Origin of the sequence: Pseudomonas syringae group sp. 247E2 (assembly GCF_032587795.1) — a bacterium.
GTDB lineage: Bacteria > Pseudomonadota > Gammaproteobacteria > Pseudomonadales > Pseudomonadaceae > Aquipseudomonas > Aquipseudomonas amygdali.
The window spans coordinates 1101418-1116264 of the sequence record NZ_JAWHPK010000001.1 but is presented as its reverse complement, the minus strand read 5'-3'; the positions used below and the strand labels follow the sequence as shown (position 1 = coordinate 1116264).

The 14847-nt window shown below is 57.6% G+C and carries 13 protein-coding genes; all 13 read right to left on the bottom strand.

Annotation, left to right across the window (positions count from 1 at the left end; all coding sequences use genetic code 11):
• Positions 1 to 162: 162 nt before the first annotated feature.
• The 13 genes from RYC18_RS05080 to RYC18_RS05020 all read right to left on the bottom strand — a co-directional run bounded on the left by RYC18_RS05080 (position 163) and on the right by RYC18_RS05020 (position 14829).
• Positions 163 to 2553 (bottom strand): RND family transporter, encoded by a 2391-nt coding sequence (locus RYC18_RS05080; protein ID WP_316883886.1) that lies wholly within the window; start codon positions 2551 to 2553, stop codon positions 163 to 165.
• A gap of 27 nt (positions 2554 to 2580) precedes the next feature.
• The gene (locus tag RYC18_RS05075; protein WP_080725918.1) at positions 2581 to 3630 is read right to left on the bottom strand and encodes a YCF48-related protein; all 1050 of its coding nucleotides are present in this window, start codon (positions 3628 to 3630) and stop codon (positions 2581 to 2583) included.
• Between the two features lie 232 nt (positions 3631 to 3862).
• The gene (locus tag RYC18_RS05070; protein ID WP_005781787.1) at positions 3863 to 5218 is read right to left on the bottom strand and encodes a DUF1329 domain-containing protein; all 1356 of its coding nucleotides are present in this window, start codon (positions 5216 to 5218) and stop codon (positions 3863 to 3865) included.
• Positions 5219 to 5723: 505 nt separating this feature from the next.
• Positions 5724 to 6881, bottom strand: coding sequence for a glutathionylspermidine synthase family protein (locus RYC18_RS05065; protein WP_005781785.1), 1158 nt, complete (start codon positions 6879 to 6881; stop codon positions 5724 to 5726).
• A gap of 11 nt (positions 6882 to 6892) precedes the next feature.
• The gene (locus tag RYC18_RS05060; protein ID WP_002554494.1) at positions 6893 to 7639 is read right to left on the bottom strand and encodes a DUF1190 domain-containing protein; all 747 of its coding nucleotides are present in this window, start codon (positions 7637 to 7639) and stop codon (positions 6893 to 6895) included.
• A gap of 27 nt (positions 7640 to 7666) precedes the next feature.
• Positions 7667 to 8092 (bottom strand): DUF350 domain-containing protein, encoded by a 426-nt coding sequence (locus RYC18_RS05055; RefSeq protein ID WP_004657435.1) that lies wholly within the window; start codon positions 8090 to 8092, stop codon positions 7667 to 7669.
• A gap of 13 nt (positions 8093 to 8105) precedes the next feature.
• On the bottom strand, positions 8106 to 8771 hold the full coding sequence (locus RYC18_RS05050) for a DUF2491 family protein (RefSeq protein WP_005731335.1): 666 nt from the start codon (positions 8769 to 8771) through the stop codon (positions 8106 to 8108).
• A gap of 80 nt (positions 8772 to 8851) precedes the next feature.
• Positions 8852 to 9406 carry a rhomboid family intramembrane serine protease gene (locus tag RYC18_RS05045; protein WP_002554497.1) on the bottom strand — a complete coding sequence of 185 codons (555 nt, stop codon included), beginning with the start codon at positions 9404 to 9406 and terminating at the stop codon, positions 8852 to 8854.
• 30 nt (positions 9407 to 9436) lie between these two features.
• The gene (locus RYC18_RS05040) at positions 9437 to 10144 is read right to left on the bottom strand and encodes a PspA/IM30 family protein (RefSeq protein WP_002554498.1); all 708 of its coding nucleotides are present in this window, start codon (positions 10142 to 10144) and stop codon (positions 9437 to 9439) included.
• A gap of 26 nt (positions 10145 to 10170) precedes the next feature.
• Positions 10171 to 10824, bottom strand: coding sequence for a YjfI family protein (locus tag RYC18_RS05035; RefSeq protein WP_005744651.1), 654 nt, complete (start codon positions 10822 to 10824; stop codon positions 10171 to 10173).
• A 235-nt stretch (positions 10825 to 11059) separates the two neighbouring features.
• Positions 11060 to 13726, bottom strand: a complete 2667-nt coding sequence (gene pepN / locus RYC18_RS05030; RefSeq protein WP_316883874.1) for an aminopeptidase N — start codon at positions 13724 to 13726, stop codon at positions 11060 to 11062.
• 12 nt (positions 13727 to 13738) lie between these two features.
• Complete coding sequence (locus RYC18_RS05025; RefSeq protein ID WP_010194261.1) at positions 13739 to 14572, bottom strand: DUF2797 domain-containing protein; 834 nt, start codon at positions 14570 to 14572, stop codon at positions 13739 to 13741.
• Positions 14569 to 14829: a YeaC family protein gene (locus tag RYC18_RS05020; protein WP_002554502.1), complete on the bottom strand. Its 261-nt coding sequence runs from the start codon at positions 14827 to 14829 to the stop codon at positions 14569 to 14571. Before RYC18_RS05020 ends, RYC18_RS05025 begins: the two co-directional genes overlap by 4 nt.
• Positions 14830 to 14847: the final 18 nt, after the last annotated feature.

Sequence of the window (14847 nt, the reverse complement as noted above, 5' to 3'; positions counted from 1 at the left end):
TTTAAATGATCGTTCCAACGCTCAGGACGCTCTGCGTCCTGTCCCAAGTAAGCGACGCGGCGCAAATTTGTGACGCAGAGCGTCACGAACTGCGTGCCAACGCGGAGCATTGGCACGATAGTTAATAGTTAAAAGGACCCAGAGTTACAGGCCGCCACAGCCTTAATGTGAAAACAGCGAATTGCCCACTTTCCCCGCCATCTTCTCCGGTTTGATCAGAAACCGTGCCAGCGCGGGCAGCAGCCACAGTGCGCCGAACATGTTCCACAGCAGCATGAAGGTCAGCATCAGGCCCATGTCGGCCTGAAACTTGATTGCCGAGAAGATCCAGGTGCACACACCAATGGCCAGGCAAAGGCCAGTAAACAGCACGGCCTTGCCGGTGGACTTCAGGGTTTCGTAATAGGCTTGCTGCAGCGGCAGACCGGCGCGCAGGAAGCTTTCCAGGCGGCTGTAGATGTAGATGCCGTAATCGACACCAATCCCCACTCCCAACGCCACAACCGGCAGGGTCGCGACCTTGACGCCGATGCCCATGAACGCCATCAGCGCGTTACCCAGCACCGAGGTCAGCACCAGCGGCAGGACGATGCACAGGGTCGCGGCCCATGAGCGGAAAGTGATCATGCACATGGCTGCCACGCAGAGGTAGACCAGCACCAGAATGACCAGCTCGGACTGCCTGATGACCTCGTTGGTCGCGGCCTCGATCCCGGCATTGCCTGCGGCCAGCAGGAACTGCAGGTCCGGCGTGTCGTTCTCTTTGGCGAAGTCCTGGACGGCATGTACGGCACGGTCCAGGGTTTCGGCTTTATGGTCGTTGAGGAATACCAGCAGTGGGGCCAGGGAACAGTCGGTGTTGTACAAACCATCAGCGCGGGCGATGGAGTTGTTCAGCACGTCTTTGTTGCGCGACAGGCTTTCCCACTTCAGGTTGCCCTCGTTCATGCCCTTGATGACCTGCTTGGAAACGGTCACCAGCGAAATGGCTGACTGCACGCCTTGGGTGTTTTCCATCTTCCAGGCCAGTTCGTTGATCGCTGACATAGTCGAATACGCCGAGCAGCCCTCGGGGGCTGTCTTGACCATGACCACCAGCACATCGGAACTGGTCGAGTAGTGATTAATGATGAACTCGTTGTCCTTGTTATAGCGCGAGTCGGGGCGCAGCTCAGGGGCGCCCTGGTCCAGATCACCGATCTTCAGGTTCTGGCTGTACCAGAGCCCGCCACCGAAGGCCAGCAACGCCAACACAATCGACACCGGCGCGACTTTGGCACTGGCAAAGTTCGACAGCAGTCGCCAAAAAGGATGCTCGCAGACCGCATCCTGCTTGCTACGGCTCACCGCCCGTTTGCTGATACCCACGTAGGAAATGGCCACGGGCAACAGAATCAGGTTGGTGAACACGATCACCGCAACGCCTATGGACGCGCCGATGGCCAGTTCGCGGATCACGCCGATGTCGATGATCAGCAACGTGATGAACCCGACGGCATCAGCCAGAATGGCGATCATGCCCGGCAGAAACAGCTGACGAAACGTGCGACGCGCAGCAGTCAGAGCGTTTTCGGCCTCGCTGGATTGCAGGGCGATACCGTTGATTTTCTGCACGCCGTGAGAGATGCCGATAGCAAAAATCAGAAACGGCACCAGCATCGAATACGGGTCAATACCGAAGCCGACGACGTGCATCAGCCCCAGTTGCCAGATCACCGCAATGAGCGTGGTGCTCAGAACCGCCACGGTACTGCGGATACAACGGGTGAACCAGATCAGCAATACCAGAGTGATCAGAAACGCGATGCCAAAGAACATCACCACCATGAACAGACCGTCAATCAAGTCGCCGACTTTCTTGGCGAAACCGACGATATGAATCTTGATATGGGGGTTTTGTGCCTGGTATTTGTCGCGGATCTTCTCTTCAAGCTGATGAGAGAATTGCTGGTAGTCCAGCGCCAGCAAAGTGCCCTGGTCTGCCGGGTCCGGGTAAGACTCCTGCAGCGGAACCTCAATGATGCTCGACCTGAAATCGTTGGCGACCAGTCGCCCGACCTGCCCGGACTTGAGCACGTTGTTGCGTAACTGATCCAGACTGGCGTCCGAGCCGTTGTAACTCTGCGGTATGACTTCGCCCCCTGCAAACCCCTCTTCCGTCACTTCGGTCCAGCGCACGCTGGGGCTCCAGAGCGATTTGAGACCGGAGCGGTCCACCCCGGGAATGTAAAACACCTCGTCACTGATCTGGCGCAGGGTCTCCATGTACTCTTTGGAGAAAATATCGCCATCCACCGCCTCGACAGAGATGCGCACGGTATTGCCCAGGTTCGCCAGATCGTTGCGGTGCTTCATCATGTTCTGAATGAACGGATGAGACAGGGGGATCATTTTTTCGAAACTGGTGGAAGGCCGAACCTGCGTGGCCTGCCAGAACAGAAAAATACTCGCCAGCAGACAAAGGATAATCACCGCGGGGCGATGATTGAAAATCAGGCGTTCAAGGAAGGTTGCCTTTTCGTCCGAGTGTTGCGTGTGTTGAACAGTGCTCATGCCGGAATGTCCCCGCCCTGAAAGGTCTTATTGTTGGGTCGTATCGGCGCCCGTCGGCGAGGTGACGCGCACGCCGCCTTGTCCTACCAGAATCAGATTGCCTTGAAGGTTGCCGGTGACCCCGGCCAGCGAGATGCGATCGGGCCGATTGAACACCTCGAACGTTTCGCCATCATCATTGCTGCGCATGACGCTACCGCCGTTACCGACCAGCACCAGCGAACCATCGGCCAGCAATGTGGCGCTGGCCAGACCGAACTCGACCGGGCCGCGTGCGCCCTTCAGTTCTATAGGCTGCCAGCTGTCACCAAAATCGCTGGAACGAAACAGATTGCCGCGCAAACCATAAGCCAGCAGCGTAGAAGGCTGAGCCGTGCCGATCACGCCGAATAGCGAGCCTTGATAGGGGCCTTCGAGTTTCTCCCAGGTCTGCCCCTGGTCATTTGAGCGAAACATGCTGCCCGCCTCGCCGACAATGAACAGGCCTGCGTCTTTGACCTGAGCAATGCTGTTCAGGTGATACTGGTCTTCGTTGTCCAGCCGCTCGCTGACATCTTCCCAATGCTGACCGCCATCAACGGTGCTCAACAGCGCACCGTAAGCGCCCACGGCAAAACCGGTGTCGAGGTCCTTGAACCAGACGTCCAGCAGTGGCGCCTCGCGCTTCAAGTCCTCGAACTGCTTGCTCCAGCTCTTGCCACCATCGTTACTGGCCAGTATCTGTGCGTCATGACCCACCGCCCAGCCATGCTGTTCATCCACGAAAAACACAGCCGTCAACAGCTGGCGGGTCGGCACGCGAGCCTGGCTCCAGGTCTTGCCTTGATCATCGGAGAACAGAATATGCCCATGATCACCCACCACGACCAGCCGTGCGCCGGCATGGGCGACGTCCAGCAACAAACCGCGTGAGGCTCTGGCCGATTCGACAGCATAAACAGCCTTGTCTGCAGCAGCGGCTGATGTCGATGCAGAGTCGGACCCGGCCGTTGCAGAGACGGCAAAAGAACATGAAGTAAAAATCGCCAGGGGCAGGCCCGCGTATAACCGGATGCGTCGATGGAAAGGGGCACGCATGAACTTCTCCGCTCTTATTATTATCAGGTGGCTGCTATCGACTGCGGGTATCAACCGACTCGTATTGACCCGGACGTCCACACCCGTCCGGCTTTACCTGTGTGGAAGACCGTTCATCCTAGGCAGCTTTGCAAATGCCTGACAATCGACATGTCGTTATCTTTTGTTAAGCGCGCAAATGTGATTGATGGATCATCACGATGGTTAATCGCGCAGCTTCCCCAGACGCCTGTCAGTGAATACCCCGGCGACGCAATGCGGCGGGTTTGAAGGCATTTACGCTGGGCACAGGCTGGGAGAAATCACTGGTACCGGGCTCCTGATTGTCCAGGTTCTGTACGTGGTAACGGCGTGCCTGCAAGTCATGGAAAACGTCCAGTGCAGACCAGGTGGTCGGTAGCTCGTAATAGTTTTTCAGGTACGCCATGGAGACCCGCCACAATTGCCCTCTGCCGTCATATTGATCGACAACTGCGGCCTGCCAGCTGTCTTCATCCAGGTACAGCGTGCGCCGGGAGTAGACGTGCCGCGCGGTAGGTTTGAGCCTGCCCTCCACCACCCATACACGATGCAACTCATGGCGCGTATAAGCCGGGTTGAGGTGGCCGACCTGCAATAACTGTCGGTAGGTAATATCAGGGCTGGATATCCGGTAGTTGTTGTAAGGAATATAAATTTCGCGTTTGCCCAGCAACGTCCACTCGTAACGGTCCGGCGAACCATTGAACATGTCGGTATCATCTGCGGTACGCAACCCCTCGGAGGCCGGGATCGGCATATCGTAAGCCAGACTCGGCGCCCGTCTTACCCGACGTTGCGCAGCACTGTAAGCCCACGCTTGCCGAGGCTCCTGCACCTGATCAAGTGTTTCATGGACCAGCACGGCGGAACCGGCCATGCGGGTCGGGCACTGGATAAACGACAGGTAATAAAACAGCACATTATCCAGACTGGCAAAACTGCCCGCGGGGTCATAAAAGCGGAACAGCACTTTCTGACGCGAGGTGTTTAATTTGAAACTGCCGTCACGCTGTATGGCGACCTCCGAAGTCCCTCGCACCACGTAATGACCGCGATAGCGGGCAATATGATTCCACACAGCCTGAATACCCTTTTCCGGAACAGGAAATGGAATGCCGCCATAGGCATCGATAAAACCGTTACCGCCACCGATCAACCGGGCGTTTTGTGCATTATGCCGTGTATTATCGTACACCCATTGCGGTGCCGACCCGGAACGTCGGGTGGTGTATATCGGCATCTGATAACTATCAGGCCAGGTTTCGAACATCGCCACCTGCCCAGGTGTCAGGTAGCTGCGATAGTGCTGCATATTGGCGTGCGTAATAGTGAACAAGGGCTTGTCTGCGGCATACGGGTCGACATGCCGCGTACCTGAGCCCTTGTATCCAGGCGGAGGCTGAGTGATTCCGCCGCGCCATGGCGGGATGGTCCCTGCTGCGTTACCCGCCACCTCGCCTCCCAGCGGTGTCAGGCGGTTTCCGAGCAGCGTAGCGTCAGCTGCCAGACTGGTGTTGAGCGCGAGCAGCATCGCCAGCGCGAACCCCGGCAGTTGTTTCATGAGCATGTGGGCTCTCCTTGCGTGGCCTGTCCGGGACAAGTGTCCGAACTCAGGCCGATAGTATTTGCGATGTATACGAGGTGTCGTGAGAGACGAATAGACTTACCGTCCGTTCATAAAGACTTATTAAACGGACGAACCCGTCAATGTAATTATTGATCCCGCGAACACTGTGGAGGTCAGGCAAGAGTCTGTAGGAAACTTCCTAAACTTACGATACTTTACAAGATGACCGACACAGCAGGCACCCAGAGTTGTCCGCAGTAATGCAACGCGAATGCCAATAAGCGTGAACATACAGATCAACATAGAGAGCCGGTACAGATCAGTTCATTAACGGACCTTCTGTATCGCCAGAATTAAAAACACGAGCACAGCCTGTTTGATTGTCAGACATCGCATCAAAATAGTAACCGGTTGATGCCGGTCATTGCGGACTCTATAAACGTTCGGTAACAGCGAGGGTGTTACGTGTATTGGACAAGTAACACTTATTGAGAATAAGCAGCGTTCAGTCGATGACCACGTGGGGCAGGAACCGGCTGGTGTCCTTGGTGATCAGACTGTGGTCTTCGCGAATGCCGATTCCGGAGGCAAGGTCGCCGATGACCCAGGAGCCGATCAGCGTGTAGCTGTCACCGAATCGCGGCAGCGGCGAGTACGCCTGCAAAATATAAGGCGCATCAGTGTAAGGCCCATCGACTGAAATCACCTGATCGCCAGGCGTGCGCATTTCAATGTTGGCACCTTCACGGGAAAAGTAGGGTTTGCGTACCCAACCCTTGGGAACCGGTCTGCTCGGGTCCTGATCGACGCGCGAAGGCAGCAGGTTCGGATGGCCCTCATTGAACTGCCACAACAACGGCAGAATTCCCTTGTTGCTGAGAATCGACTTCCAGGCAGGTTCAACGAACTGAGTGCCACTGGCTGGAACGTGCTGGCCAAACTCCTCGTGAAAGATATGTTCCCAGGCGTGAAGCTTGAACAGCCGCTCGATCCAGCGTCCGTCCAGGTCGACAAAACGCCCCTCGGCACTGAGCCCGATGTCCTCGATATCGATATGCCGGGCATCAATGCCCACGTGCGCAGCCATGCGCCGCAGAAAGTCGGTAGTACCACGGTCTTCGACAGAGCCGGACATCGCCGAAAAGTAGAACGGGCTCGCCCCCGGAAACTCGGCAAACGCCCGAACAAGATCCTCGGCAATCGAATTGAACTGGCTGGCATGCGCGGGCAGAACACCGCGCGCCATCTGCTCGTCCAGCCAAAGCAACTGGAACGCACCTGCCTCCATCAGACTGGTGGGCGTATCGGCATTGATTTCGTACATCCTTGCCGGGCCCGTGCCGTCGTAGGCAAAGTCGAAGCGCCCGTAAAGATGTGGATGCCCCTGTTTCCATGACGCGCGGATCACATCAAAGAACGCTTCCGGAATCGCCAGGCGGTGCAACAACTCTTCGCTGTCCACCACCCGCGCGACTGCGTCCAGACACATCTGGTGAAGTTCCTGGGTAGGCACTTCAAGGTCGCGGGTAATCTGCTGCTCGGTGAACAGGTAATACCCGCGCTCATCCCAATAGCGCTCGCCGTCGATGGTGTGAAAGTTGAACCCTTCACGTTCCGCCGTTGCGCGCCAGTCCGGGCGTTCCTCGATACTGATCTTTTTCATGGCCCGGACCGTCAGCCTCCGAAACTGCTGCTGCCACCGCTGCTCTTGCCGCCCCAGCCACTGCGTGCCGAGGCCTGGCTGCCGAAGCCGCCGCGCGAGATAGTCGACGACACAGAGGACGAGCCGGAGCCCGAACTCCCCAGGTTACGCCCCAGTGTGCTCTTGCCATAGCTGCGATCCGGACTGGATTGCGCCTGGGTCGAACGGCCAAAGGTTTTGCCGCGATCAATCTGACTTGGCAAGGACGAGCTGTAGTAACCGCCGCGGTCATCGCGCGTCTGGTAGATAGGTTGCGAGTAATAGCGATTGTTGCCGAAGCCATTGCTGAGCAGATTACCGATCAGCAGACCGGCCATCAGCCCGGTGGTGCCGCTCATGCCTGCGGGAGCGGACTGGGCGACTTCCTGATTGGCCCGGTCCAGCGCCTCTTTGGGCACACGCCCGGAAAAACCCAGCTCAAAGCCGCCGAGTTTCGGCATGTACTTGCCATCCGAAGTGACCTGGCAATAATCCGGTACAAAGTCCGCGTCGCAAGACGCCTTGTCATCATAGGTCGGCGCTATGCGGCGATGGTCGGACAGCGCCTGCATGTAGGCATCCGAACAGACATTTACCGGCACTTTGGCATCAACGCACTCCTGCACCGAACTGAAGTTGGCCTGCGCGTTGAAAGTATCCTTGTCTTGCGACGGGCCACACCCGGCAAGGGCCAGCGGAAGCGTGCTGGCAAGTACCAGCTTTACTGAACTGCGTCTCATCGTGAGTCTCCTTGTTCAAGGCTGCCGTCAGACCGAAGGGGTCATGCAGGCTGCGTTGAGAAGACCGACGCTGATTGCGACGCTGGCCGAGTAAATGGCGGCAGCCATTTCGCCCTTGGCAATACGTGTCGACAGGCCCTTGAGCACCAGGCTGGTAACACCGAACGCCAGCAGTTGCACAACGGCTGCAATCACCACCCAGACGATCACATCCAGAATGCTGATGCTGTAACTGATGATGTTGCTGGCTGGCAGTGCGAAACCGATCAGCGAACCACCCAACGCCAACGCGGCAGCACTGTTGTTCTCGCGGATCAGCGCAAATTCCTTGTGCGGCGTGATCCTGCTGTAGATGAACTGGAACAGGGCGAACAGAATGGCCGCTACCAGAATGTACATGATGAAGCCAATCACGGCAGGGGCATTGAGCGACATACGCAGCGCGTCGATCATGAAGATTTCCTTGTCAAAGAACGTTGATATCAGTGGATTGCAGCGTTATGCCAACGGCCGTGGTGAGGGTAATGCTGCCCTCTTCGTCTTCCTCGACGGAAAACAGCAGAAACTCGCGGCGGTTGATCAGCCCCGTTTCGCGGGCGTACAGCATGCTCAGGTGTTTGACGCGATACGCAGCATCAGGGCTGACAATGTCCTCATCCAGCGGCGTCAGCTCGGTCTGGCCGGGCGACGTGCCCCATTGCCGTTCGAATACCTCGCCATCGTGTTCGTAGGTGGGCAGGCCGATCTTCGACGAAGGACCGGTCAGGCGCAGCAACTCATCCTTGCTGGTGATCGGCTCGGCGCTGTAGTAACCGAACAGAATGATGTCCTGCACGTCTTCCGGATTGGGGCCGTTGCTGACCACCTGCAGGAAGTAGTCCTCGTTATCCAGGTAGAAGCGATGCAACGCCATCGACTGGCCCAGATCTACGCGCCCCACGGCCCAGACCTTTTCATCGCCTGGAACAACCACTTGCGAATGCCCGTCGAGCAACAGCTTCAACGAGCTGTCCAGACACAACATGCGACCGGACGCCAACCCTAACGGGCTGACCGTGCTGACGGATTGCACGCCATCACGACCTGATGCCTTGGGTGCTTCCAGCCCCATGGCACGTTTGAACCAACTCATAGTGCAGTTCCCTTGAAGTCGACTGGAGCCGGTATGGACATGTCTTCAACCGGAATAAACACACTGTTCAAAAGACTGGCTCACTTCTGCGCCAGCAATGCCTTGGAATGCATCAGCCACGCTACACAAATACCCGCCAGTGCGCCGGCAATATGTGATTCAAACGATATGCCAGCTACCGGGACAAAGCCGAAAACCAGTCCGCTGTAGCCCGCCAGTACCAACAGCGCGACCAGCACGCTGGCGATACTGCGCTGATACCATGCCCGCGCGAGCAGGTAAGCCCACAAACCAAAAATCAGACCGCTCGCACCGACATGGATATTGCTGCGACCGAAGCTCCAGACCAGCAACCCGCCCAGCAGACAGACCAGCCCGGCGACCCACGCATAACGCCTGACACCCTCGGTGGCGACCAGCCAGCTCAGCACAATGAACGGCAGCAGGTTGCTGAGCAAGTGCTGAATCGAACCGTGCAGAAAAGGCGCAAACACAATGCCGCGCAACCCGGTCGCATTGCGCGGAATGATACCGAAATGAATCAGGCCGTTGCCGGTGATCGAGTTCAGTACTTGCACCGCAATCATAACTGCTGCCAGGGCGAGGATGACCTTGAGTCGTTTGGAAAACTCCATTCACCACCCTCGCCTGCCCTGTGGCGTCGCTTACTGAGCCGGCGTCTGGTTTTTGGCTTTCAGACGTGCCAGCACATCTTGCGCACCGCCACTTTTGGCACCAATACCTGCATCCTGCAGACGACGCTCCAGATCGCTGCCGCTGGACTGGCTGGCCAGTTCTTCGGCCGCTTCGAGCTTGGCGTCCTGTTCATCCTGACGTTGCTTGAGACGCGCCAGCGAGCCTACTGCGGTTTCGACTGCGCCGCTGGCACCACCGGTTGCAGTGGCCGTTGCAACGCGAGCTTTTTGCACGGTTTCACGGGCCTTGGCCATCTCGACCTGCTGCTTGAGGCTCTTGATTCGCGATTCGGCCTTGACCACCTGTTCTTGCAGCAGGCTGACCTGCTTGTTGAACTGATCGGCCAGTTCCTGCTCCTGATCACGCAAGGCCTCGATCTCGGCGATCTTGTTCGCGCACTCCACAGCCAGCGCTTCTTCACCCTTGTTCAGAGCCTGCATGGCGCGGCCTTCCCAGTTGGCGATGCTGGTGGCGTGTTCTTCAAGACGCTGTGCCGAGAGCTTGTGCTTGGCCTTGATGGTAATCAGCCCGTCGCGGGCCTTGACCAGCGCATTGTCGGCGTCACGAATTTCCTGATCCAGAATGCGGATGGCATTGGCATCGGCAATCGACTCGCCCACTTCGGAAGCGCCACCACGAACGGCGGTCACCAGTTTTTTCCAGATACTCGTAGTCATGAATAGTCTCCGCCTGACAGCGCTGTTCAGTAGATGAAATGATCTTCAAAAGCATCGGCCGCACGGATCACGTTGTCCGCGAGGGTAAGGATTTCCTGCACGACTACTGTGAGCGACGATGCTGCGCTCAACGCGCCAAACAGGCAGTAGACTTCCTGACCGTCACCCAGCTTTTCGATACCGACCGATGACAGCGGAAACAGATCGCGGCTGCGCAGGACGACATCGTTGAACGCCTGCACGTTCTTGATCTTGTTCACTTCGATCAAGGTCGCATCGGCGAGAATCTGCTCGCCTTCCACGGCGATGTAGATCGGCAGGTCGCCGTAGTCGGCCATGGTCAGCCTGATTCCCGAGGCATCGCCCTCGGTCACATCGAGCTCGATCTTTCCATTCGTCACCAGCTCCAGTTCGCAAAGTGCCTTCTGCAGAGAGCTGATGGTCCAGTGGGTATTCTCGGTCATGAAATCCTCCAGTTTTATTCTGTCGCCCAAAAAGGGCTGTCTTAAGGCTTTTTCAATGCCACGCAGGGCATCGACGTTCTCGGGCCGGATCCAGAATTCCCGCTTGACCAGCCCCGCCTCTTTGAGTCGCAGACGCATTTCACGCATGTAATCGGTGGAGCTCTTCGAAGCCTTGGCCGGGACCGCTGCGTTATCGCCCTGGGTTTTACGAGGCATTGGCGCTTCCCCCTTGCTGCTGGCCGTGGATCAGGTGAGCAACGTATCAGATGTTTTTGAAGATAGATACGCATCACATGTGAGATTTTTATGGACGCCAAAATTCTCGTTCCCACGCCCCGCGTTGGCACGATAGTCAAAACACCGCACGGCGACGCACACTCCAAAAAAAAGCGCTGTCCGCATCAGCGGACAGCGCCTTTCTCACAAGTGCCTGTCAGGCACTGGGCAACCCTTATTCAGCCAGGCTTTTACTCACCACTTCATACACGTCCGCCGACAGTTTGCCGGAGGCGAGGATACGCTCCAGCTCGGCCTTCATCAGCGCCTGACGGGCGCTGTCGTATTTGCGCCAGCGGGTCAGTGGTGCCAATTGGCGGGAGGCGATCTGCGGGTTCAGGGCGTTCAGCTCGATCACAAGGTCCGCGAGGAAGCGATAGCCGGAGCCGTCCGCTGCGTGGAAATTGATCAGGTTCTGCCCGGCAAATGCACCGATCAGGGCGCGGACCTTGTTCGGGTTCTTGATGCTGAATGCAGGATGCTTCATCAGTTCCTGCACGCGTTGCAGGCCGCCCGGCTGAGTGCTGGCCGCCTGTACGCTGAACCATTGATCCATGACCAGCGCGTTGCTTTTGAAGTTCTCGGCGAACACGGCGAGCGCTTTGTCGCGTTCGGCCGTAAACGGCGAATTGACCAGTACAGCCAGCGCAGTCAGGCGTTCGGTCATGTTGTCACTGGTATCGAACTGGTCGATGGTCGCCGCCAGTACTTCAGGTTTGCCGCTAAGCATCAGGTACGACAGCGCAATGTTCTGCAGCGCGCGACGGGCGAAATGCGTGGACTCGGCGACGTATGGCGTGGCCCTGGATACCTCGCGGTTGGCCTTGTAGCGCGTCAGCAGACTGTCAAACAGGCCGTCGGCCAGTTGCTGGCGAGCAAATTCGCGAGCGGCGTGAATGGCATCGACATCCGCCACCTCGCTGATCTCGGCGAGATAAGCCTCACCCGGCAACGAGAGCATTTCTGCGACCATCGCTTGATCCAGACGCTCATCCGCCAGCACGGTGCCCAGCGCAGTGATCAAACGCTGGTCCATGACCAGTGCCTGACCTTGCTGGTGCTGACCGATCAGCTCCTGCAATACCTGAACCGACAGTTGCTGACCGGCATCCCAACGGTTGAAACCGTCGCTGTCGTGTTGCATCAGGAACATCAGTTGATCACGGTCATACGGAAAGCTCAGCTTGACCGGCGCAGAGAAACCGCGCAGCAGTGACGGCAGTGGCTTTTCGGCAACGTCAACGAAGGTGAAGGTCTGCTCGGACTCGGTAACCGAGAGCACTCGCGTGGTGCTGGAAGCTGCGGTTTCGTCCGCCAGACGCAGAGCAATTTCGCCGCCTTTGCTGTCCAGCAGCCCCAGTTCGACCGGAATCACAAACGGCTGTTTCTGATCGCCAGGCTGGCCTGGTGTGCTTGGGCAGCTCTGCCGGAAAGTCAGGCTGTAGGTTTTCGCAGCAGCGTCATACGACTCGCTGACCGCCAGACGCGGCGTACCCGCCTGGCTGTACCAGCGCTTGAACTGGGTCAGGTCGACGCCGTTGGCGTCTTCCATGGCCTTGATGAAGTCGTCGCAGGTCACGGCCTGGCCGTCATGACGTTCAAAATACAGATCACTGCCCTTGCGGAAGCCTTCGGCGCCCAGCAGGGTGTGGAGCATGCCAACCACTTCCGAACCCTTTTCGTAAACGGTCAGGGTGTAGAAGTTGGAGATTTCGATGAAGCTGTCCGGACGCACGGCGTGGGCCATCGGGCCTGCGTCTTCGGCAAACTGGTGAGTTCGCAGGTAAGCAACGTCCTGAATACGCTTGACCGTGGCCGAGTTCATGTCCGCCGAGAAACCGGCGTCGCGGTACACCGTGAAGCCTTCCTTGAGCGACAGCTGGAACCAGTCACGGCAGGTCACGCGGTTACCCGACCAGTTGTGGAAGTATTCGTGGGCAACGATCGCTTCAACCCGCTGATGCGCGGCATCGGTTGCGGTCTCGGCACGTGCCAGCACGGCACTGGAATTGAAGATGTTGAGGCCCTTGTTCTCCATCGCGCCCATGTTGAAGTCGTTGACCGCGACAATCATGAAGATGTCCAGGTCATACTCACGACCGTAGGTTTCTTCATCCCAGCGCATGGATTTCTTCAGGCTGGTCATGGCGTGCTGGCACTTGTCGACGTTTTCTGGCTCGACATAGATGCGCAGGGTCACTTCCCGCTGGCTCATGGTGGTAAAGGTGTCTTCGATGCACCACAGATCACCGGCCACCAGCGCGAACAGGTAAGCCGGCTTCATGAACGGGTCTTCCCACGTCGCCCAGTGCCGTCCGCCCTCTTCTTCACCACTGGCAATCGGATTGCCGTTGGAAAGCAGAATAGGGAAATTCTGCTTGTCGGCGCTGAGCGTGGTAGTGAACTTGCTCATCACGTCGGGGCGGTCGAGGTAGTAGGTAATCTTGCGAAAGCCTTCGGCCTCGCACTGGGTGCAGAACATGCCGCTGGATTTGTACAGGCCTTCCAGCGCGGTATTGGTTTCAGGATGAATGCGCACGGTGCTGTCGACCGTGAAACTTTCGGCTTGCGGATGCAGCGTCAGGTGATCTTCTGCCAGTTGATAATCCGCAGCGCTCAGCTCCACATCGCTCAGCTTGACCGAGACCAGTTCCAGATACTGACCGTCCAGCACCAGCGGCGGCAGGCCTGCGCCGCGCTCGGGGTTGCGGCGCATGACCAGTTGGGCGTGGACCAGCGAGTGGTCGTCGAACAGTTCGAAGGTCAGGTTCGTCTCATCGATGAGGTACTCGGGAGCCTGGTAGTCCTTCAGGTAAATCATTTTCGGTTGCTCGGTGCGCATGCTGGAATCCTTCTACTGATGCACGGCCAGCTGATAGGCCGTGTACTTGCGAATATTGATCACGCCGGTATCGAAAATCAGGTATTGGCCCTTGATCCCCAGCAGCGTGCCCTCGGCAATCGGGTTCTTGTCCAGGTTGAAGCTGACAATCTTGGTCGGATACGCCTCGACCGGGTAACGAAACTCGACAGGCTCGGCGTCATGTAGCAATTGGATGGCTTGCAGACCGAATCGTTCTTGCAATCCCAGCAGGCCCGCGCCGCAACTGTCGAACAATTCCTGGCGAATGGCCTTGAGATCGACCGGCTGGGCATCACCTTTGAGCAGCGCACGCCAGTTGGTACGGTCAGCCACCTGACTGCGCAGCAAGTCTTCGACAAAGCCTGACTGCTGACGGGTGGCCACACGCAGAATCGGCAACGCCTGACTTGCGCCCTGATCCAGCCAGCGGGTCGGCAACTGCGTGGACCGGGTAATACCGACCTTCACGCCTGACGAATTGGCCAGGTAGACGATGTGATCGGTCATGCAGAACTGTTCGCCCCATGCCGGATCGCGACAGGTGCCCTGATCGTGATGGCATTTTTCCGGGCTCATGATGCACATGTCGCATTGCGCCAGCTTGAGCATGCACGGGTAGCAGTAGCCCTGGCTGTAGCTGGACTTGGTCTTGCGCCCGCAATGACTGCAATGAATGGCACCAAGAAACTCCAGGCGCAGCATCTTGCCGATCAGCGGGTTGACCGCAATCTCAGTCTCGCCCAGGCGAAAAGCGTATTGCACACATGACGCATCATCCTGACGCGCCGACATTTTGTTGACTGCTCCGCGACCAATTTCGATCAATGAATAGCATCCGATTTGAACAGGATATTGGGCACTGGCGCTGATTTGGAGGCGCATTCCTGCGGTCCCATGTAGCCCGTGCGCTGGTCTTCCGGCAGGTTCTGCACTTCCCAGGCGATCAGCGCCTGCAACGACAGCTCACGCTGTTCCTGAGTAAGCTTGCGGCCATCGGACCATTTGCCGATTTCCACGGCCAGCTTCAGGCTTTCGTAGATATCCGGGGTGATGTTTTCGATCATTTCTATAAAAGACGACATGGCGCACTCCAGAAAATA